At 72.7% G+C, this 18,417-nt stretch carries 20 protein-coding genes and 1 riboswitch; of the genes, 6 read left to right on the forward strand and 14 right to left on the reverse strand.

Annotated elements, in window-relative coordinates:
- Positions 1-157 precede the first annotated feature (157 nt).
- From ACWGIS_RS32000 to ACWGIS_RS32020, 5 genes are all read right to left on the reverse strand, one after another.
- Positions 158-1,171: a hemolysin family protein gene (locus ACWGIS_RS32000; RefSeq protein ID WP_453365991.1), complete on the reverse strand. Its 1,014-nt coding sequence runs from the start codon at positions 1,169-1,171 to the stop codon at positions 158-160.
- The gene (locus ACWGIS_RS32005; RefSeq protein WP_453365992.1) at positions 1,168-2,508 is read right to left on the reverse strand and encodes a hemolysin family protein; all 1,341 of its coding nucleotides are present in this window, start codon (positions 2,506-2,508) and stop codon (positions 1,168-1,170) included. Before ACWGIS_RS32005 ends, ACWGIS_RS32000 begins: the two co-directional genes overlap by 4 nt.
- A gap of 169 nt (positions 2,509-2,677) precedes the next feature.
- Complete coding sequence (locus ACWGIS_RS32010) at positions 2,678-3,103, reverse strand: GNAT family N-acetyltransferase (protein WP_453365993.1); 426 nt, start codon at positions 3,101-3,103, stop codon at positions 2,678-2,680.
- Between the two features lie 195 nt (positions 3,104-3,298).
- On the reverse strand, positions 3,299-5,866 hold the full coding sequence (locus ACWGIS_RS32015; protein ID WP_453365994.1) for an ABC transporter permease: 2,568 nt from the start codon (positions 5,864-5,866) through the stop codon (positions 3,299-3,301).
- 7 nt (positions 5,867-5,873) lie between these two features.
- Positions 5,874-6,779, reverse strand: coding sequence for an ABC transporter ATP-binding protein (locus ACWGIS_RS32020; RefSeq protein ID WP_453365995.1), 906 nt, complete (start codon positions 6,777-6,779; stop codon positions 5,874-5,876).
- Positions 6,780-6,984: 205 nt separating this feature from the next.
- Here ACWGIS_RS32020 and ACWGIS_RS32025 point away from each other — a divergent pair, with 205 nt between their 5' ends.
- On the forward strand, positions 6,985-7,224 hold the full coding sequence (locus tag ACWGIS_RS32025) for a toxin-antitoxin system HicB family antitoxin (protein ID WP_355780445.1): 240 nt from the start codon (positions 6,985-6,987) through the stop codon (positions 7,222-7,224).
- Between the two features lie 4 nt (positions 7,225-7,228).
- Positions 7,229-7,603 carry a fic family toxin-antitoxin system, toxin component gene (locus ACWGIS_RS32030; RefSeq protein ID WP_453365996.1) on the forward strand — a complete coding sequence of 125 codons (375 nt, stop codon included), beginning with the start codon at positions 7,229-7,231 and terminating at the stop codon, positions 7,601-7,603.
- A gap of 173 nt (positions 7,604-7,776) precedes the next feature.
- Here the strand turns inward: ACWGIS_RS32030 and bioD are convergent, their stop codons facing one another.
- The 3 genes from bioD to bioB are packed head-to-tail and all read right to left on the reverse strand — an operon-like array spanning position 7,777 to position 10,991.
- Positions 7,777-8,502, reverse strand: a complete 726-nt coding sequence (gene bioD, locus ACWGIS_RS32035) for a dethiobiotin synthase (protein ID WP_453365997.1) — start codon at positions 8,500-8,502, stop codon at positions 7,777-7,779.
- A 1-nt stretch (position 8,503) separates the two neighbouring features.
- A complete protein-coding gene (locus ACWGIS_RS32040) occupies positions 8,504-9,784 on the reverse strand; it encodes an adenosylmethionine--8-amino-7-oxononanoate transaminase (protein ID WP_453365998.1) in 1,281 nt (426 codons plus the stop codon).
- The gene (gene bioB, locus ACWGIS_RS32045) at positions 9,777-10,991 is read right to left on the reverse strand and encodes a biotin synthase BioB (protein ID WP_453365999.1); all 1,215 of its coding nucleotides are present in this window, start codon (positions 10,989-10,991) and stop codon (positions 9,777-9,779) included. Before bioB ends, ACWGIS_RS32040 begins: the two co-directional genes overlap by 8 nt.
- A 162-nt stretch (positions 10,992-11,153) precedes the next feature.
- On the opposite strand from bioB, the gene ACWGIS_RS32050 reads away from it, so the two are divergent.
- On the forward strand, positions 11,154-12,287 hold the full coding sequence (locus ACWGIS_RS32050) for an 8-amino-7-oxononanoate synthase (RefSeq protein WP_453366000.1): 1,134 nt from the start codon (positions 11,154-11,156) through the stop codon (positions 12,285-12,287).
- Between the two features lie 44 nt (positions 12,288-12,331).
- Here ACWGIS_RS32050 and ACWGIS_RS32055 read toward each other — a convergent pair whose 3' ends face one another.
- Positions 12,332-12,556 carry a DUF397 domain-containing protein gene (locus ACWGIS_RS32055; RefSeq protein WP_453366001.1) on the reverse strand — a complete coding sequence of 75 codons (225 nt, stop codon included), beginning with the start codon at positions 12,554-12,556 and terminating at the stop codon, positions 12,332-12,334.
- Positions 12,557-12,565: 9 nt separating this feature from the next.
- Entirely contained in the window at positions 12,566-13,423 is an 858-nt protein-coding gene (locus ACWGIS_RS32060) for a helix-turn-helix domain-containing protein (RefSeq protein WP_453366002.1), read from the reverse strand.
- Between the two features lie 250 nt (positions 13,424-13,673).
- Here ACWGIS_RS32060 and ACWGIS_RS32065 point away from each other — a divergent pair, with 250 nt between their 5' ends.
- Positions 13,674-14,126 carry an ATP-binding protein gene (locus tag ACWGIS_RS32065; protein ID WP_453366003.1) on the forward strand — a complete coding sequence of 151 codons (453 nt, stop codon included), beginning with the start codon at positions 13,674-13,676 and terminating at the stop codon, positions 14,124-14,126.
- A gap of 266 nt (positions 14,127-14,392) precedes the next feature.
- On the opposite strand, the gene ACWGIS_RS32070 is transcribed toward ACWGIS_RS32065, so the two are convergent.
- The 4 genes from ACWGIS_RS32070 to ACWGIS_RS32085 form a co-directional block, all read right to left on the reverse strand.
- The gene (locus ACWGIS_RS32070) at positions 14,393-14,929 is read right to left on the reverse strand and encodes a DUF6328 family protein (protein WP_453366004.1); all 537 of its coding nucleotides are present in this window, start codon (positions 14,927-14,929) and stop codon (positions 14,393-14,395) included.
- Between the two features lie 78 nt (positions 14,930-15,007).
- Positions 15,008-15,481: a C40 family peptidase gene (locus ACWGIS_RS32075; protein ID WP_453366005.1), complete on the reverse strand. Its 474-nt coding sequence runs from the start codon at positions 15,479-15,481 to the stop codon at positions 15,008-15,010.
- A gap of 3 nt (positions 15,482-15,484) precedes the next feature.
- A riboswitch (cyclic di-AMP (ydaO/yuaA leader) is annotated at positions 15,485-15,665 on the reverse strand.
- A gap of 351 nt (positions 15,666-16,016) precedes the next feature.
- Positions 16,017-16,325, reverse strand: coding sequence for a hypothetical protein (locus ACWGIS_RS32080; protein ID WP_453366006.1), 309 nt, complete (start codon positions 16,323-16,325; stop codon positions 16,017-16,019).
- A 7-nt stretch (positions 16,326-16,332) separates the two neighbouring features.
- Positions 16,333-16,962, reverse strand: coding sequence for an ATP-dependent Clp protease proteolytic subunit (locus ACWGIS_RS32085; protein ID WP_453366007.1), 630 nt, complete (start codon positions 16,960-16,962; stop codon positions 16,333-16,335).
- A gap of 167 nt (positions 16,963-17,129) precedes the next feature.
- Here ACWGIS_RS32085 and ACWGIS_RS32090 point away from each other — a divergent pair, with 167 nt between their 5' ends.
- The gene (locus tag ACWGIS_RS32090; RefSeq protein ID WP_453366008.1) at positions 17,130-17,405 is read left to right on the forward strand and encodes a type II toxin-antitoxin system Phd/YefM family antitoxin; all 276 of its coding nucleotides are present in this window, start codon (positions 17,130-17,132) and stop codon (positions 17,403-17,405) included.
- Positions 17,406-18,101: 696 nt separating this feature from the next.
- Positions 18,102-18,404 carry an urease subunit gamma gene (locus tag ACWGIS_RS32095; protein ID WP_453366009.1) on the forward strand — a complete coding sequence of 101 codons (303 nt, stop codon included), beginning with the start codon at positions 18,102-18,104 and terminating at the stop codon, positions 18,402-18,404.
- Positions 18,405-18,417: the final 13 nt, after the last annotated feature.

Here is an 18,417-nt window from a genome sequence, read left to right on the forward strand (position 1 = left end):
CCGGCGCGGGCCCGGGCGCCGGGCCGGGGCCGGGGCGGGGGCCGCCCCTCGCGCCCGGGCCCGGGGGGCGGGCTGCGGGGCCTGGGACACCACCACGGCCCGGCGCACGCCCGAGCGGGGCGTGCGCCGGACCTCGGCGGTGTTCAGGTCCGGGTCCTCACACCGGCTGGCCGAACAGTTCGCGCAGGACGTCCTCCATGGTCACGAGCCCCGAGAGACGGCCGTCCTCGCCGAGGACCGCCGCCAGGTGCGTACGGCTCCGGCGCATGGCCGTCAGGACGTCGTCCAGCGGGGTGTTCTCCCGGACCCGGGCGATCGGGCGCATGTCCCGCACGGAGAACGGCAGGTCGCGCGGCATCGCGTCCAGCGCGTCCTTGACGTGCAGGTACGCCACGATCCGGCGGCTGTCGTCCACCACCGGGAAGCGGGAGAACCCGCTCTCGGCGGACAGCCGCTCCAACTGCTCGGGCGTGACTCCGACGCTCGCGTAGACGACGCTCTCCAGCGGGAGCACGACGTCGCGCACCGGCCGCCTGCCGAGCTCCAGGGCGTCGCGCAGCCGCTCCCGGGCACGCTCGTCGATGAGGCCGGCCTCCCCGGAGTCCGCGACCAGACGGGCCAGTTCGTCGTCCGAGAAGGTGGCCGTGACCTCGCCCTTGGCCTCCACACGGAGCAGCTTCAGCAGCCCGTTCGCGAAGGCGTTCACGGAGAAGATCACCGGGCGCAGTCCCCGAGCCAGCGCGACCAGCGGCGGGCCCAGGAACAGGGCGGTCCTGACCGGCTCGGCCAGCGCGACGTTCTTGGGGACCATCTCGCCGAGCAGCATGTGCAGATATGTCGCCAGCGTCAGCGCGATCACGAACGAGACCGCGTGGCCCGCGCCCTCGGAGACCCCCACCGCGTGGAACGCCGGTTCCAGCAGGTGCGCGATGGCGGGCTCGGCGACCACGCCGAGCACCAGAGTGCACAGGGTGATGCCCAGCTGCGCCGCCGCGAGCAGCGCGGACACGTGCTCCAGACCCCACAGCACACTGCGCGCACGGCGGTCGCCGTCCTCGGCGTGCGGCTCGATCTGGCTGCGGCGCACGGAGATCAGGGCGAACTCGGCGCCGACGAAGAAGGCGTTCACGACGAGCGTGGCCAGACCGATCAGCAGTTGGACGGCGGTCATCGTGCCTCCTCCTTGTCTCCGGCGCGGTGCTCGCCGTCCGGCGCGTGCAGCAGGACCCGGGCGGCCCGGCGGCCCCCGGCGTCCGTCACCTCGAGCAGCCAGCCGGCCACCTCGACGGTGTCGCCGACGGCCGGGATGCGCCCGATCTCGGCGGCGACGAGTCCGGCCAGCGTCTCGTACGGCCCGTCCGGGACCCGCAGGCCGACCCGTTCGAGCTGGTCGGTGCGGGCCGATCCGTCGGCCGAGTACAGCGTGCGGCCCTCGCCGTCCTCGCCCGCCGGGGCCAGGTCGGGCGTCTCGTGCGGGTCGTGCTCGTCCCGCACCTCGCCGACGACCTCCTCGACGATGTCCTCCAGCGTCGCGACGCCGGCCGTGCCGCCGTACTCGTCGATGACCACGGCCATCGTGCGCTTGCCGGCCAGCCGGTCCAGCAGCCGGTCGACGGTCAGGGACTCCGGCACGAAGAGCGGCTCACGTGTGATCTGGGCGATCGAGGTGCGGGCCCGCACGTCGGCGGCCACCGTCAGCACGTCCTTGATGTGCACGACCCCGACCACCGAGTCGAGGTTCCCGCGGTAGACCGGGAACCGGGACAGGCCGGTGGCCCGCGTCGCGTTCGCCACGTCCTCGCAGGTCGCCTGGACGTCGAGCGCGATGACCTGCACGCGCGGCGTCATCACGTTCTCCGCGGAGAGGTCGGCCAGGTTCAGCGTGCGGACGAAGAGCTCGGCGGTGTCCGGTTCGAGCGCGCCCGCCTTGGCGGAGTGGCGGGCCAGCGCCACGAGTTCCTTGGGGCCGCGCGCGGACGCCAGCTCCTCGGCCGGCTCGATGCCGAAACGGCGCACCAGGCGGTTCGCGGTGTTGTTCAGGTGGGTGATGAACGGGCGGAACGCGGCGCTGAACCAGCGCTGCGGGGTCGCCACCCGTTTGGCGACGGCGAGCGGTGAGGAGATCGCCCAGTTCTTGGGCACCAGCTCGCCGACGACCATCAGGAAGACGGTCGACAGGGCCGTGCCCAGCACCAGCGCGATCGAGTGCGAGGCCCCGCTCGGTACGCCCATGGCCTCCAGCGGGCCGGCGATCAGCTTGGCGATGGACGGTTCGGCGAGCATGCCGACGACCAGGTTGGTCACCGTGATGCCGAGCTGCGCGCCGGACAGCTGGAACGTCAGGTTGCGCGCGGCCTTGAGGGCACCGGAGGCGCCCCGCTCGCCGCGCTCGACGGCGCGTTCCAGCTCGCCGCGCTCGACCGTGGTCAGGGAGAACTCCGCCGCGACGAAGGCGCCACAGGCCACGGAGAGCAGGATCGCCACCAGGAGAAGGAGCACTTCGGTCATCGGGTCACCTCCGTCCCATGATCGGCCAGGGGCGGCGGGATCGCGCGATGTCGGAGACCGGGGGGACGGCAGTGCCGCGTACCGGGAGGTTCGCCCATGGGCGGACGCTCACACCTTTCCATGCGGGGGGACGGCTGATGGGTCAATGGTAAAGGACAGGCAAAGTGGATCAGTCCGTGAGGGGCTTGACCCACCTGCGCCAGTGTTCCTCGGCCGTGTACCCCGCGGCGCGCCAGGCATGATGCGCGGTCTCGTTCCGCTCCAGCACCATCGCGTCCCCGCGGCGCCCGCCGAGCCGTACGAACCGCTCCTCGGCCGCCGCCAGGAGCGCCGAGCCGATGCCCAGACGCCGGCGCCGCGGGTGCACCGCCAGCCGGTACAGATGGCAGCGCCAGCCGTCGAAGCCCGCGATCACCGTGCCCACCAGCTCCCCGTCGCGTTCCGCGAGGAGCAGCGCCCCGGGATCACGGAGCACCAGCCGCTCCACGCCGTCCCGGTCGTCGCTGATGCTCGTGCCCTCGGCCGCCGTCTTCCAGAAGGCGAGCACGGCGTCCAGGTCCCCGGCCGTAGCGGCCCGTATCCGCAGATCGGTCATGCCGCGATCCCACCACGGGTCTCCGCGCGTGACACGGGAATTCCGCGATACGGACGGGCCGCGGGTACGGGGCCGGTACGCAGCGGGGCCGGGCCCCGGACCCAGCCCGTGCGGGCCCGGGCCGACGTCCGTGTCACTCGTGCGGGCCCGGGCCGACGTCCGTGTCACTCGTGCGGGCCCGGGGCCACGTCCGCGTCACTCGTGCGCGATGGCCGCCAGCACGTTCATCCGCGAGGCCCGCAGCGCCGGCAGCAGCGCCGCGACGATGCCCACGACCGCCGAACCGACCACCACCGCGACGATGGTGCCCCACGGGACCGCCAGCGCCGTCATGCCCTGAAGGGCGAGCACCTGCTGCACGCACAGCCCCCAGACCAGCCCGAGCGCCAGACCGAGGACCGCCCCGAAGACGGCGATCACCACCGACTCCAGGCGGATCATCCGGCGCAGCTGACGGCGGGCCAGCCCGATCGCGCGCAGCAGCCCGATCTCGCGGGTGCGCTCCACCACCGACAGGGCGAGGGTGTTGACCACGCCGAGCACCGCGATGACGATCGCGAGCCCGAGCAGCGCGTACACGAGGTAGAGCAGCACGGCGATCTGGTCGTGGATGAGCTTCTTGTAGTCGGCCAGATCGCGCACCTGCACCTGCGGATACGGGTCGAGCGCCCGCTCCAGGCCCGCGCGCAGCCCGTCCGCGTCGGTGCCGGCCCGCGCGTTCACGTACAGGGCGGAGTCCTGCCCGTCGGGCACGTACGTCTCGATCGTCCCGAAGCCGAAGTACAGGCCGCCCCGCACGCCGAAGCCCTCGGCGGACTCCTGCGCGGTGAGGGCGGCCACCTCCAGCCGGGTCGTGCGCCCGCCCGGGAACTCGACGGGGATCGTGCCGCCGATCCGGACGCCGTGGTCGGCGGCGAAGTCGGCGTCCATGCCGATGTGCCCGTCCGCCAGCGCCGCCGCCGTGTCGCCCCGGGCGTAGGTGATGTGGGCGACCTCGTCCAGCCGCGGCTCGTAGGCGGCGGCCGTGGTCTCGACGCGCTCGCCGTCCGGCAGCCGGACCGCCACCGGGGTGAACCGCTGCCGTACGACGAGCCCGGCGCCGTCGGTGGCCCGGACCTTGTCGGTGATCTCCTGGGGGAACGGCAGGAAGTTGCTGTTCTGCACCACGAAGTCGGCACCCAGCGTCTTGTCGATCTGCTGGTCGAAGGACTTGCTCATGGACGCGCTCGCCACCGACATCCCGCCGACCAGGGCGAGGCCCACCATCAGCGCGGCGGCGGTGGCCCCCGTACGCCGCGGGTTGCGCAGGGCGTTGCGCTGGCTCATCCGGCCGACGGAGCCGAACAGGGCCGGGAAGGCGCCCCCCAGTACCCGGATCACGGGCCGCACCAGCAGCGGGCCGGCGATCACGGTGGCGACGAGGGTGAGGACCACCCCGAGCCCCAGCAGCGACGCGGCCGACGAGGTCTTCGTCGCCGTCACGCAGCCCACGAGGGCGGCGGCGCCGGCCACGCCGACGGCCGAGCCCACGATCGCGCGCGTCCGCAACGGCCGTCCCACCCCCGCGATCTCCGCGTCCGCGAGTGCCGCCATCGGCGAGACGTGCGCCGCACGCCGGGCCGGGAGGTACGCCGCCAGGAAGGTGACGCCCACCCCGACGACGTACGCGGACACGGGAGTCGCCCAGCCGATCACCATCTCGGTGGACTTCAGGTTCATCCCGAAGGCGCCCATGAGCTCGATCAGTCCGGCCGCCAGGCCGATGCCCGCGGCGAGACCGAGCGTCGAACCGACCAGGCCGAGCAGCGTCGCCTCGGTCAGCACGGAGCGGCGCACCTGGCGCCGGTCGGCTCCCAGGGCCCGCAACAGGCCCAGTTCGCGTGTGCGTTGGGCGATGAGCATCGAGAAGGTGTTGACGATGAGGAAGACACCGACGAGCACCGCGATCCCGGCGAAGCCGAGCATCACGTACTTGATCACGTCGAGGAAGCCGCCGAGTTCCTCGGCCGCCGACTCCGCCTCCTCGTCGGCGGTCTGCAACTCGTACTTCTCCGTGCCGAGTTCGTCGGCGATGCGCCGCTTGAGCGCGTCGTCGCTCACCCCCGGCTCCGCCGTCACGGAGACGCTGGTGACCACTCCGGCGCGGCCGAGCAGCTTGGACGGCGCGGTCGGTGTGTCGAGGTAGACCAGTGCGGCACCGGGGTTGGTGGTGGTGAAGGTGGCGATCCCGACCACCCGCACCTCGAACGACCCGGGCCCGGCGAGCACCGTGAGCGGGTCGCCGATCCTCACGTGCTTGTTCTTCGCCGTGTCCGCGTCGAGAAGGGCCTGCCCGGGTCCCCGGGGCGCGTGCCCCGAGGTCAGCTTCACCGGGCTGCGGTCGGTGACGAACCAGTCGGTGGCGATGGTCGGCGCGCCGGTGGTCGGCCCGACCGACTCGTTCTCGCGGTCGACGACGGTGATGTTCTCGACCGAGACGTCACCGTGCGTGGTGGCCACCCCGTCGATCCCGGCCACCCGGTCGGCGAGCGAGGCCGGCACGGTGGCGGTCGCCCCGGACGGGATCTGCCCCGTCAGGTCGTCCCGGGGGGACACGGTCACGTCGGCCGACGTCGAGGCGAAGAGCCGGTCGAAGGTGCGGGTGACGGTGTCCGAGAAGATCAGGCTGCCCGCGACGAACGCGACGGACAGGACGACGGCCAGTGCCGAGAGCAGCAGCCGTCCCTTGTGCGCGAGGAAGCTCCGCAGTGTCGCCTTGAGCACGACCGCCTCAGTCCTTGTCGAGGGTGACGTCGCCGGAACCGCCGTCGGAGCGCCGCTCTCCGGGGGCGGACGGGGCGTCCGGGTTCCGTTGCGCCACCACGGGCGGGGCGCCGTCGCCCGCCGCGTCGGTGAAGGCGGAGCGGGCGGAGTCGAAGCGCTTCATGCGCTCCAGGACGGCCTCCGCGGTCGGCCGCGCCATCTCGTCCACGATCCGCCCGTCCTCCAGGAAGAGCACCAGGTCGGAGTGGGCGGCGGCGCCGGGGTCGTGCGTGACCATCACGACGGTCTGGCCCAGCTCGTCCACCGCCTCGCGCAGGAAGCCCAGCACCTCGAGACCGGCGCGCGAGTCGAGATTGCCGGTCGGCTCGTCCGCGAAGATCAGCTCGGGACGGGAGGCGAGGGCGCGGGCGCAGGCCACGCGCTGCTGCTGGCCGCCGGACAGCTGGGCGGGCCGGTGCTTGAGGCGGTCGCGCAGGCCGAGCGTGTCGATCACCCGGTCCAGCCACTGCCGGTCGGGTTTCTGGCCGGCGATGTCCATGGGCAGCGTGATGTTCTCGGCGGCGTTCAGCGTCGGGATCAGGTTGAACGACTGGAACATGAAGCCGATGCGGTCCCGTCGCAGCCGGGTCAGCTCGCGCTCCTTGAGCCCGGTGATCTCGGTGTCGCCGAGCCACACCTGCCCGGCCGAGACGGTGTCGAGCCCCGCCAGGCAGTGCATGAGCGTGGACTTCCCGGAACCCGAGGGGCCCATGACGGCGGTGAACCGGCCGCGCTCGATGTCCACGTCCACCGAGTCGAGCGCGAGCACGGTCGTCTCACCGGAGCCGTAGGCCTTGGTCAGACCACGGGCGCGGGCCGCGTTCCCGTCGGCCTCCGCCCGGCCCGAGGCGTGCTCCGTTGCGGGTGTGGACAAGGCCGCCTCCCAGACGTCCGACGTGCCGGCTCCATGTCGGGCAGAGCGTAGTGTGACCGGGGGCACACCCGGTATCCCCCCGAGGTGCCGGTCGCTCTCCGCCCCAGGTCGGGTCCCCGACACCGATGTAAGGGGCACTTTCCACCCCCGGGCCGAGCGCCGGGCCCCCTTGCCGCTGCTAGCACTTCGGCGCTAGCTTCGAGGTATGGCGAAGACCCAGCTGAACGTGCGGGTGGACGAGGGCACCGCCCGTGCCGCCCGCGAGCGTGCCCTGGAGCGTGGCATGAGCGTCAACCGGTACATCGAGGAGCTGGTCAGGCAGGACACCGGGGAGGCCGGCCACACGTTCGTGGACGCCGCCGCCGACTTCATGAAGCAGTACGAGACCGTCTTCGCCGAGGAGTTCGGCGCGGAGCGTGAGGGCAAGCGCGAAGGTCGTCGTTGATCCGTTGAGCCATCTCAGAATCGATCTCGCCTGGCTCCTCATGATCGCCGAACAGAAGACGCCCGGAGACCCCCAGGTCACGGACTGGGGCGCGCTCGTCGCCGCCGTCAGCAGGCACGAGGCGGAGATATTCGGCACCCCTGTCTACGACACTCCGCACGCCCGCGCCGCGGCGCTGCTGCAACTCCTGCTGCACGTCCCGGCGTTGGAGCGCTCGAACGCGCTGTTCGCGTCCGCCGTGGCCTACGCCTACCTCGTCGCCAGCGGCGTCAAGGTCGTCATCTCGCCCGAGCAGGTCCGCGATCTCGCCCGGCTGGTGAAGAGCGGCGAGGCCTCGGTCCAGGACATCGCGCACGAACTGCGCCAGTGGAGCCTCTGAGCCGCCCCGCGCCCGGCCTCCGGACCGCTGCGGGGGAAGTGGGTGACCGCGGCGCCTTTCCCGGCGTCAGGAATCCGCCGTACGGCGGCCCGGTGCGGAGCCCCCGTCACGCGGCCCGGCGGCCGGGTCCCGGGACGGACGGCAGCCGTCCCGGAACCCGGACGATCCCGGGGCTACGGAGCCTCGGCGGCCGTGAACGCGGCCGCGTCCCACGTCCCGTGCAGCGCCGGCGACAGCCAACCCGGCGCCGCCGCACGGAAGTCCGCGGGGGCCAGCGAACCCGCGCCGGCCGCGACCGCCCCGAGCAGGGGAGCCCCGGACACCACGGGCAGGTCCGCGAGGTTGCAACGGCACGCCAGATCGGGGGAGTCGGGCCAGCTGCCGATCACGACGCCCGCCAGACCGATCCCGCGCTCGCGCAGCGCGTGGGCGGTCAGTTCGGTCGTGTTCAGGGTGCCGAGACCGGCCGAGGCGACGACCAGCACCGGCGCGTCCAGCAGCCGCGCCGCGTCCGCCAACGTGCCGCCCGCCTCGTCGAAGCGGACCAGCAGACCGCCCGCGCCCTCGACCAGGACGAGGTCGTGCCCGGTGGCCAGCTCGGCCGCGGCCTCCGCCACCTGGGAGGGCCGCACCGGCGCGAGACCGGCCCGGCGCGCGGCCGTGCCGGGTGCCAACGGCTCGGGGAAGCGGGCGAGTTCGAGCGTCGTCACACCGCCCGCGAGCCGTGCCGCCTCGTCGGCGTCGCCGCGCTCGCCGGGCGCCACGCCCGTCTGGGCGGGCTTGAGCACCGCCACCGACCGGCCGGCCGCGACCGCCGCGGCGGCGACGGCGGCGGTCGTGACCGTCTTGCCGACCTCCGTGCCCGTCCCCGTGATCACCAGTACCGATGTGTCCCGCATGTCATCCCTCCCGCGCCGCCGCGCACACCGCGCGGGCGACACGTGCCACGTCCGCGTCGCCGGTGACGTACGGCGGCATCGTGTAGACGAGGTCGCGGAACGGCCGCAGCCACACGCCCTCGCGGACGGCCGCCCGGGTCGCCGCCTCCATGTCGACGGCGTGGTCGAGCTGCACCACGCCGATCGCGCCGAGCACCCGCACGTCCCGCACACCCGGCAGGTCCGCCGCGGGCGCGAGCCCGTCCCGCAGGCCGGTCTCGATGCGCTTGACCTCGGTCTGCCAGTCCTGGCCGAGCAGCAGGTCGATCGAGGCGCACGCCACGGCCGCCGCCAGCGGGTTGCCCATGAACGTGGGCCCGTGGGCCAGCACCGGGACCTCACCGCGCGAGATGCCGTCGGCGACGCGCGCCGTGCACAGTGTCGCCGCCATCGTCACGTATCCGCCGGTCAGCGCCTTGCCGACGCACATCACGTCCGGCGTCACCCCGGCCTGCTCCGCCGCGAACAGCGTGCCCGTACGGCCGAACGCGGTCGCGATCTCGTCGAAGACCAGCAGCACGTCGTGGGCGTCGCACGCCTCGCGCAGCACCCGCAGGTACGCGGGGGAGTGGAAGCGCATCCCGCCCGCGCCCTGCACCACCGGTTCCACGATCACCGCGGCCAGCTCGTCCGCGTGCCGCCCGATCAGCTCACGCAGGTGGTCGGCGTACGACTCCTCGTACCCGGCCGGGGGCGCGTCCGCGAAGACCTGGCGCTGGAGGACGCCCTGCCACAGCTCGTGCATCCCGCCCTCGGGGTCGCACACGGACATCGGCTGCCAGGTGTCGCCGTGGTAGCCGCCGCGCCAGGTCAGCAGCCGCTGCTTGCCGGGACGGCCCAGCGAACGCCAGTGCTGGAGGCACATCTTGACGGCGACCTCGACCGAGACCGAACCGGAGTCGGCGAGGAAGACGTGCTCCAGGCCTTCCGGAGACATGTCGACAAGACGCTTCGCCAGCCGCACGGCGGGCTCGTGGGTGAGCCCGCCGAACATGACGTGGCTCATCCGGTCCAGCTGACCGCGCACCGCGTCGTTCAGCACGGGATGGTTGTAGCCGTGGATCGCCGACCACCAGGACGACATCCCGTCGATCAGCTCGCCCGAACCGTCGGCCAGCCGCAGCCGCACGCCGCTCGCCGACTCCACCACGAGCGGCTCCTGACGGCCCGGCATCGGACCGTAGGGGTGCCAGACGTGGCGCCGGTCCAGGTCGAGCAGTTCGGGCACGGACAGCTCAGGCATTGGGCGCGAGGTCCGTTCCGGCGCCCCGTCGGCGTACCGCGACGAGGTCGGTCCGCGCCTCGCTCGCCTGCGGCGCGGCGGCGGAACCGCAGACACCGCCGCCCTCGTGCGACCCGCAGCCCGCCTCGGCGTGCGAGCCGCAGCCCTCGCCCTCGTGCGAACCGCAGCCCGCGCTCTCCCGGGAACCGCACCCGCCGGCCGCCGCGCGGTGCTCGGGCAGCGTGACCTCGCCCGCTCCCTCCACCTCGAACCCGGCGTCCGCGATCATCTCCAGGTCGGCCCTGCCCGCCTGGCCCTCACTGGTGAGGTAGTCACCGAGGAAGATCGAGTTGGCCAGGTGCAGCGCGAGCGGCTGCATCGTCCGCAGGTGGACCTCGCGCCCGCCGGCGATCCGGACCTCGACGTCGGGGCAGACGAAGCGGACCATCGCCAGGATGCGCAGGCAGCGCTGCGGACTCAGGTTCCACTCCTTGGCGAGCGGAGTCCCCTCGAACGGGATCAGGAAGTTCACCGGAACGGAGTCGGGGTCCAGCTCACGGAGCGCGTAGACGACGTCGACCAGGTCCTCGTCGCTCTCGCCCATGCCGGCGATCAGGCCGGAGCACGCGGACAGTCCCGCCGCGTGCGCCTTGTGCACCGTGTCCACCCGGTCGGCGTACGTGTGCGTGGTCGTGATGTCCCCGTACGTCCCCTCGGACGTGTTCAGGTTGTGGTTGTAGGCGTCCGCGCCCGCCTCGCGCAGCCGTTCGGCCTGTCCGTCGGAGAGCAGGCCCAGGCAGGCGCAGACCTCGACGCTCTCGTTCTGGTCCTTGATCGCCTTGATCGTGTCGGAGACCCGGTCCACGTCACGGTCCGTGGGACCGCGCCCGCTCGCCACCAGGCACACGCGCTTGGCGCCGCCCGCCAGGCCCGCCGCCGCGGCCTGCGAGGCCTCGTCGGGCTTGAGCCAGGTGTACTTCAGGATCTCGGCCTTCGACCCGAGCCGCTGCGAGCAGTACGAGCAGTCCTCGGGGCAGAGGCCGGACTTGAGGTTGACCAGGTAGTTGAGTTTCACCCTTCGGCCGAACCAGTGCCGGCGCACCTTGCTCGCCGCCGCCACCACGTCGAGCAGCTCGTCGTCGGACGTGGCCAGCACGGCCAGAGCTTCGTCCCGGGTCGGCAGTTCGCGCCGAAGCCCCTTGTCCACCAGCGTGTTCAGCAGGTCCATGAGGTCCGATCCTGGCCTATGCGACCGCCCGGGGCCAAGGAGAGTTTGCACAACAGAGACCGTTCGAGGTGTGGGTATTGCCACATCCTGGGCGGCGGGCCGGGCGGCTAGGGTCTGTGCACTGTCCACAAAACGACCTCATCAGGGCCCGGAGGCGCCAGCATGGCCGCATCGCCGTTCGCGTGGATCGACGAGCAGGCGGACCACCGCCGCCGGGCGGGCCTCGTCCGCACGCTGCGCCCGCGCCCCGCCGACTCGCCGCTCCTCGACCTCGCGAGCAACGACTACCTCGGCCTCGCCCGGCATCCGGAGATCACGGAGGCGGCGGCGGAGGCCGCGCGGCGCTGGGGCGGCGGCGCCACCGGCTCCCGGCTGGTCACCGGCACGACGGAGCTGCACGGCGAACTGGAGCGGGAGCTGGCCGACTTCTGCGGCTTCGAGTCCGCGCTCGTCTTCTCCTCCGGCTACGCCGCCAACCTCGCGGCCGTCACGGCCCTCGCGCCGCACGGCTCGCTGATCGTCTCCGACGCGGGCAACCACGCCTCGCTGATCGACGGCTGCCGGCTGGCCCGCGGCACCACACAGGTCGTCGCGCACGGTGACCCGGACGCGGTCCGCAAGGCGCTCGGTACCCACGAGGGGCCGGCCGTCGTGGTGTCGGACACCGTCTTCTCGGTGGACGGGGACGCGGCGCCGCTGGCCGGACTCGCCGCCGCCTGCCGGGAGCACGGCGCGGGACTCGTCGTCGACGACGCGCACGGCCTCGGCGTGCTCGGCGAGGGCGGGCGGGGCGCCGCGCAGGCGACCGGTCTCGCGGGCGCGCCCGACGTCGTCGTCACCGTCACGCTGTCCAAGTCCCTGGGCAGCCAGGGCGGCGCGGTCCTCGGCCCGGCGGCGGTCGTCGACCATCTGGTCAACGCGGCCCGGACCTTCATCTTCGACACCGGGCTAGCACCGGCCGCGGCGGGCGCCGCGCTGGCGGCGCTGCGGCTGCTGCGCCGCGAGCCGGAACGGGCGGCACGCGCCCGGCGGGTGGCGAGCACGCTGCACACCCGGCTGACGGCCGAGGGCCTGGAGGCGGTCCGGCCGGACGCCGCGGTGGTGTCGGTGCGCGCGCCGTCGCCGGAGCGGGCGGTGGCGTGGGCGGCCGGCTGCCGGGAGGCGGGTCTCGCCGTGGGCTGCTTCCGGCCGCCGTCCGTGCCCGACGGTGTCTCGCGCCTGCGGCTCACCGCACGCGCGGACCTGACTGGGGAACAGATCGAGCACGCCGTACGGGTGATCAGCCGGACGCGGTGAACGCCGCGGGGATCAGCCTCGTACGGCGTCTGCCGCCGCGGGGCTCAGCCCAGGGAGGCGATGAACCCCTGCCAGGCGGCCGGGGGGAAGAGCAGGGCGGGTCCGGCGGTGTTCTTCGAGTCGCGGACGGCGATCAGCCCGGCCCAGGGGCCCGGTAGCCGTCGCGCGGCCTCCACGCAGTTGTTCATTCCGGTGCTGCGGCTGCTGCGCTGCCAGCGCACGCCGTGCAGACAGGTGCTGGAAGGTACGGACCGAGGCGGTGCCGACATGGTGGCTCCTCACGCGCCGTCACGTATCGCGGCGATGTAATCCACGGACTCCTCGGGCGAAAGGGCGTGGATCCGAAGGGTGTTGAAGGCCTCCGTATAGGCCTGGAGGTCTTCTTTCCGTTCGAGGTGGAGGCTACTCGTCATGTGGTCAAGAACAACCACATCCAGATCAGAAGTGTTCGGAAAAGAGAAGATTACGAAAGGCCCGGTGATTCCGATGTGGGCTCCGGATGCGAAGGGAAGGACCTGGAGTCGCACGTGAGGAAGGCGTGCCGCCTCCAGCAGCCGTTCCAGTTGCCGTTCCATCACCGCAGGTCCGCCGACCGCCCGCCGCAGCACCGCCTCGTCGAGCACGGCGCTCAGTTCGAGCGGCGGACGCGAGCACAGCACGTCCTGGCGGGCCAGCCGCACCTCCACCAGCGTGTTCAGCTTGCCGTCCTCCAGCCCCTCCACGGCCGCCCGGGTGACCGCACGGGCGTACTCGGGCGTCTGCAACAGGCCCGGTACGACGGACGTCTCCAGCGTGCGCATGGTGCTTGCCTGCGACTCCAGACTGATGAAGTCCCGGTACGCGGGCGGGAGTACACCGCGGTAGGCGTGCCACCAGTGATCGCGCCCGCCGCCCTCGGAGCCCGCCAGCCCGACGAGCAGCTCCCGCACACCGGGGTTCTGGACGCCGTAGGCGTCGAGGAGCCGGCGCACGTCCGGCGGCTTCGCCCCGCTGGTGCCGGTCTCGATCCGGCTCACCTTCGACTGGTGCCAGCCGACCAGCCGCGCCGCCTCGCCGCTCGTGAGCCCCGCCCGGGCGCGCAGCGCGCGCAGTTCCGCGCCCAGCTTGCGGCGCCGCACCGCCGGACCGTGTCGCATGGCCGTCTCCTTCCGCCCGGTGAGGGGCGTTCACGGCGACGGTAGAGGATGAGCCCGGGACCCGGCCAAAGGGGTTCGCTCGCCGCAGAGTTCACCGCTTCGAGCGACAGATATATGCATATCTTGGTGGATGCCGCCCGTGAGGGGTGCGGTGATGGCAGTCTGGCGCGAAGCACCAGTCCGGGACCGTAACTCGAACCATCCGCTCCGTGTCGGACTACGGGTCCCGTGGGAAAGGGACGACGTCGCCATGGCAGATCACCAGGAAGCATCCGTCACTCTGCCGAGCGATCCCGCTTCGGTCGCCGCGGCCCGAAACTACGTCACCGGCGTGCTCGCCGAGTGGGGCCTGCCCGGTGACTCCGACGTCGCCGAGACCGTACGCCTGATCGTGTCCGAACTCGCCACCAACGCCGTCCAGCACACCCTCGGGCAGTCCCCGACCTTCACCGTCGACGTCGTGCTCGATCGCGACGAGCAGCTGCGCATCGGCGTCACCGACAGCCACCCGCGCTTCCCGAAGCGGCTCCCCGCCGCCGTCCAGCAGGACAACGGCCGCGGCCTGGTGATCATCCGCTGGCTCACCGCCGAGTGCGGCGGCAGGATGAGCGTGCGGCCCACCCGGGAGGGCGGCAAGACGGTCGCGATCGAGCTGCCCTGGTCGAGTCCGGCCCAGCCGGTCACGGCGGCACAGGAACCCTGACGCGGCACCCGGCACCCGACCCTACGGCCGCGCCCTCCCCGTCCGAGGGGGGGTCCCGGCGGCCGTGCCGCGTACGGCCCGCCCGAGGGCGCTGAGGGCCACAGGGCCGCCAAGGGCAGTCACCACGCTCCACAACCGCGCCCGGCGGCCCACGCCGGAGCGCTCAAGCCCCCAGCGCCTCACAGAGCCCTCAGCGCGTCTCAGGGTCGCCAGCGCCCCCCGGGGCCGTCAGTGAGCCCCAGGGCCGCCAGGGCGTCCCGGAGCCGTCAAGTGCGCCGAGTCGGCCCGTCATCCCGCCCCCGCGACCCCACCGGCGCCCCCTTCGCCCGGAGGGAGCGCCGTACGAGCCGGGGCAGGACGCCCCACAGCGCCGTGCAGACGATCAGCGTCCCGGCCGCGGCGGCGATCCCCGCCCCCCGGCCCAGCGTGACGTCCACGACGAGCAGCACGGAGCCGGTGAAGGCCAGCATCAGGACGCACAGCCCGGTCGAGGCCAGGGTGGAGGAGACCCGCACGATGGTGGCCTTGGCGTTCTGCTGGAAGAGCGAGCGGTGCAGGGCGGCAGGCGCCACGAAGAGGGCGGCGGCCAGCACGGCGAGCAGCAGCGTGGTGACGTACGTGGCGCGCTGCACCGTGTCGAGGGACGGGAACCGCTGGGTGAACGCCAGGGTCAGCAGGAAGGCGAAGAGGATCTGCACGCCGGTCTGGACGACGCGCAGTTCCTGGAGCAGTTCGGCGAAGTTGCGGTCCGCGCGCTCCAGGGGAGTCTCGTTGCGCGCGGAGTGAGGATGTCGGTCGGCCATGGACGGACGAGTATCCGTTTCCGGCCTTGGTCACGCCCTCAAGGGGCGACGGCGACCGCCGCCGCCCCTGTGGACGGGTCAGCCGACCCGGCCGTACCAGACGCTCTTCGTCCAGATCTTCGTGAGCCTCACGACGTCTCCGGTCTTCGGCGAGTGCCAGATGCGTCCCTTCCCGGCGTAGATGCCGACGTGGTAGACGTTCCGGCCCGAGTGGAAGAACACGAGGTCCCCGGCCTTGCGGCGTGCGGCGGAGACGTGATTGGTCTTGTTGTACTGCGCCGCGGCCGTACGAGGCAGCTTCTTGCCCGCCTTCTTGTACGAGTAGAGCGTGAGCCCCGAGCAGTCGAATCGGCGCGGCCCCGTCGCGCCGTACTTGTATGGGGCACCTTTCTTGGAGGCCGCGATCTGGAGTGCCTTCGTCGCCGGCGTGGCCGCGGCGGCGTCGGATGCGACCCCGGGGACCACGAGGCTGCCGCCGACGGCGGCGATGGTGAGGGCCGAGGCCGTACCGGCCCGGGTCCACAGCGACGGGACACGATTGAGCGCAGTCATGCGCAACCCTTCGTCAGCCGCCTGTGAAGGATGACCTGTCGGATTCGGGCTGGCGAAGTAGCCCGGCCGCGGTGTGCGGCTTCACCCCAAGGACCACGCGGATTGCTCCGGCGGCCCGTCGTGCTGGGTCCTCCACTCCTGCCGATCCACTCCTGTCGACCGGTCGTCCTGGCGGCGGCAGGACTCGGCGTCCGCCCGGACCGCCCCGCCGCTTTGGCGGGGGCTTGTCGTCGGAGGGATCTTCACTCATGGATGTCGGAAAATCCGAACGGAACCGGGGATTTGTGGGGTTACTCACCACTCACCCGTTCGGGTGGACACCCCCCATTTCGAACGGGCGTTGGGGGTGACGACCATGCGCGCACCTGCGGCGGAACGCCTCATTCCGCTGTTGGTGTACGCGCGTTGCGCAAGTCGTGCGGGCTGGAAAAAGGGGGCGCGTCTACGCCGTTGGGGGGTACGCCTTTCGGTGCGTTTGCGTCCCGGGCCGGACGCCGCGCGGGAGCGGCGCCGACCGGCCCGGGATGGGGGTGCGTCAGATGTCCGCCGGGGGCGGGAGGGTGACCCTGGCGGCCCGCCGCTCACCGTCCAGGACCCGCAGGGCCTGCGCCAGGGTCGGCGCGTGGACTTCGCTCTCGCCCCGCTGGTGCATCAGAGTGAGCGCGTCCCGCAGCGCGGCGGCTTTCGCGACCAGGGCCTGGGCGGCTCGCAGCCCGCGATAGGTGTCCCCGGGGCGGGCCGGATTGATCCGGCCCAGCAGGTCGACGACGTCCAGGTAACGGTCGATCAGCTCCGCCTCGGCGCGGGTCAGCGCGGGCAGGGGAGGCAGCTCGGGCGGCAGCATCCGCGCCTCACCTCCCGCCGGTCGAGGGGCGCGCGGACCGGTGCCGGGGCACGACCCGGTCGACCAGCCCGAACGCCACCGCCGCCGGGGCGTCCAGGACCGTGTCCCGCTCGATGTCGGCGGCGATCTGCTCCCGGCTCCGCCCGGTGTGCCGGGAGAGCATCTCCTCCAGGCGGTCGCGGGTGCGGGCCGTCTCCGCCGCGTGGACGAGCAGATCGCTCGTGCGTCCCCGCACTGGCTCGGCGGCCGACGGCCGGCGGATGAGGACGCGCGCGCCCGGCAGCGCGGAGCGCTTGCCCGGGGTGCCCCCGGCGAGCAGCACGGCGGCGGCCGATTCGGCCCGGCCCAGGCAGACGGTCTCCACGTCGCAGGTCACGTGCCGCATGGTGTCGTAGATCGCCGTCATCGCGGTGAACGAGCCGCCGGGGCAGTTGATGTAGAGGGAGATGTCCCGGTCCGGCGCCTGGTGTTCGAGGTGTACGAGCTGAGCCGTCACGGCGTTCGCCGACGTGTCGTCGATCGGCGTCCCGAGGAACACGATCCGTTCGCCTAGCAGCTTCGTGTGGAGATCCGGCGTCGGTAGGCCCCCGTCGGGGCGTTCCGTGAACTCGGGCCGGCGGGCGGACGGTTCGTTCATGGCTCGCGCCTCCTCTGAAGAACTCCTGTAAAAAATGTACAGTGCGTACAGAAGAGGGCCGAGGTTCCTGGCTGACAGCGAAAAAGGGAGCCGGGCGCCCGCCGGCCGCGTAGAGGGGCGGATCGCGCACCCGGAGGGGCCCGGAACCCCGGTCTAAGCTGGGGAACATGGCCTACGAGATTCCGGTGACGCAAGCCAGGGCTGAACTCGCCGATCTGATCAACCGCGTGGTGTACGGCGACGAGCACGTCGTCGTGACGCGGCACGGGAAGCCCCTGGTCGCCCTCGTCTCGGCCGCCGACCTGGAGCGGCTGGAGAAGCTCCGGGCCACCGAGGACGAGCAGGTGGTCAGTGCGGTCTCCAACGTCCGCGAGATCAACCCGGCGCCGCGCGAGCGGCACCGCTTCGGCATCGCCGCCGAGCACCGCGGCCCGACGACCTGACGGCACTCCCCGACGCCTCGACCGGCTCCCTGTCCGTCGCCGGCCGTGTGGCCGCCCGGCGGGTGAGCGGCTCGGGTCCGCCCCTCGGCGACGGTCACCGCTCCGTATACGGTCCGGTCCTCGACGGCGCTCCGGGCGGCGGCCTCGTCGGGCAGGCCCTCGGACGGGTGCTGGGCGCGAGGCCGGCACCCGTCCGCGACGGCGCCCTCGCCCTCCCGCGTCAGGTGGTCAGGTGGGGACCGGGACGCCGTGCAACGAGGAGCCGGTGACGGTCGATGCCGTATCCACGACAGGGTCAGGGCCGTCCGGGTGAAAGTCGTCGAGGCGTACCGGGCTGCGGACATGCGGCCGGCCGCGTCCCCGCCGGGAGCGTCGCCCGGACGCTGATCGCCCCGGCGCGAAGGTCCGTCGCGCGGCGGGCGCCGTTCGGCGCGACCTCCGCCGGAGGTGTGCGGGAGGGGCTGACGGGGCTGTCGGGTATGGGGGAGCCCAGCGGGCGGTCATGACGGGATCAAGGGCTGGTTAACGTAGTTGAAACTCCGCCGGACTAGCCTGCCGATCCACGCCACCAGGGGTTTCCGTATCCGGATCGAGCATGATCCGCGCAATTTGTCTGCGTGTTACACCTATCCCGTCGCGGTGGCTGCGGCAACCGGGCCCCGCACGGTCCGGAGCGAGACTGTGAGGTGGGACGCCGTGCAACTGACCCCGCACGAGCAAGAGAGGCTGCTGATCCACGTGGCCGCCGACGTCGCCGAGAAGCGCCGGGCCCGCGGGCTGAGACTGAACCACCCGGAGGCCGTCGCCCTCATCACGTCGCACATCCTCGAAGGCGCGCGCGACGGCCGCACGGTCGCCGAACTCATGTCCTCGGGGCGCAGGCTGCTGGCCCGCGACGACGTCATGGAGGGCATCCCCGAGATGATCCACGACGTACAGGTGGAGGCCACCTTCCCGGACGGCACCAAGCTCGTCACCGTCCACGACCCGATCGTCTGACGGGGGAGCGGCC

The organism is Streptomyces sp. NPDC054842, assembly GCF_053611025.1.

Excerpts from the sequence above, each read along its gene's own strand:
- ACWGIS_RS32000 (WP_453365991.1), bottom strand. The coding sequence starts at position 1,171 with ATGACCGCCGTCCAACTGCTGATCGGTCTGGCCACGCTCGTCGTGAAC.
- ACWGIS_RS32005 (WP_453365992.1), bottom strand. The coding sequence starts at position 2,508 with ATGACCGAAGTGCTCCTTCTCCTGGTGGCGATCCTGCTCTCCGTGGCC.
- ACWGIS_RS32010 (WP_453365993.1), bottom strand. The coding sequence starts at position 3,103 with ATGACCGATCTGCGGATACGGGCCGCTACGGCCGGGGACCTGGACGCC.
- ACWGIS_RS32025 (WP_355780445.1), top strand. The coding sequence starts at position 6,985 with ATGGCGAAGACCCAGCTGAACGTGCGGGTGGACGAGGGCACCGCCCGT.
- bioD (WP_453365997.1), bottom strand. The coding sequence starts at position 8,502 with ATGCGGGACACATCGGTACTGGTGATCACGGGGACGGGCACGGAGGTC.
- ACWGIS_RS32040 (WP_453365998.1), bottom strand. The coding sequence starts at position 9,784 with ATGCCTGAGCTGTCCGTGCCCGAACTGCTCGACCTGGACCGGCGCCAC.
- bioB (WP_453365999.1), bottom strand. The coding sequence starts at position 10,991 with ATGGACCTGCTGAACACGCTGGTGGACAAGGGGCTTCGGCGCGAACTG.
- ACWGIS_RS32050 (WP_453366000.1), top strand. The coding sequence starts at position 11,154 with ATGGCCGCATCGCCGTTCGCGTGGATCGACGAGCAGGCGGACCACCGC.
- ACWGIS_RS32055 (WP_453366001.1), bottom strand. The coding sequence starts at position 12,556 with ATGTCGGCACCGCCTCGGTCCGTACCTTCCAGCACCTGTCTGCACGGC.
- ACWGIS_RS32060 (WP_453366002.1), bottom strand. The coding sequence starts at position 13,423 with ATGCGACACGGTCCGGCGGTGCGGCGCCGCAAGCTGGGCGCGGAACTG.
- ACWGIS_RS32065 (WP_453366003.1), top strand. The coding sequence starts at position 13,674 with ATGGCAGATCACCAGGAAGCATCCGTCACTCTGCCGAGCGATCCCGCT.
- ACWGIS_RS32070 (WP_453366004.1), bottom strand. The coding sequence starts at position 14,929 with ATGGCCGACCGACATCCTCACTCCGCGCGCAACGAGACTCCCCTGGAG.
- ACWGIS_RS32075 (WP_453366005.1), bottom strand. The coding sequence starts at position 15,481 with ATGACTGCGCTCAATCGTGTCCCGTCGCTGTGGACCCGGGCCGGTACG.
- ACWGIS_RS32080 (WP_453366006.1), bottom strand. The coding sequence starts at position 16,325 with ATGCTGCCGCCCGAGCTGCCTCCCCTGCCCGCGCTGACCCGCGCCGAG.
- ACWGIS_RS32085 (WP_453366007.1), bottom strand. The coding sequence starts at position 16,962 with ATGAACGAACCGTCCGCCCGCCGGCCCGAGTTCACGGAACGCCCCGAC.
- ACWGIS_RS32090 (WP_453366008.1), top strand. The coding sequence starts at position 17,130 with ATGGCCTACGAGATTCCGGTGACGCAAGCCAGGGCTGAACTCGCCGAT.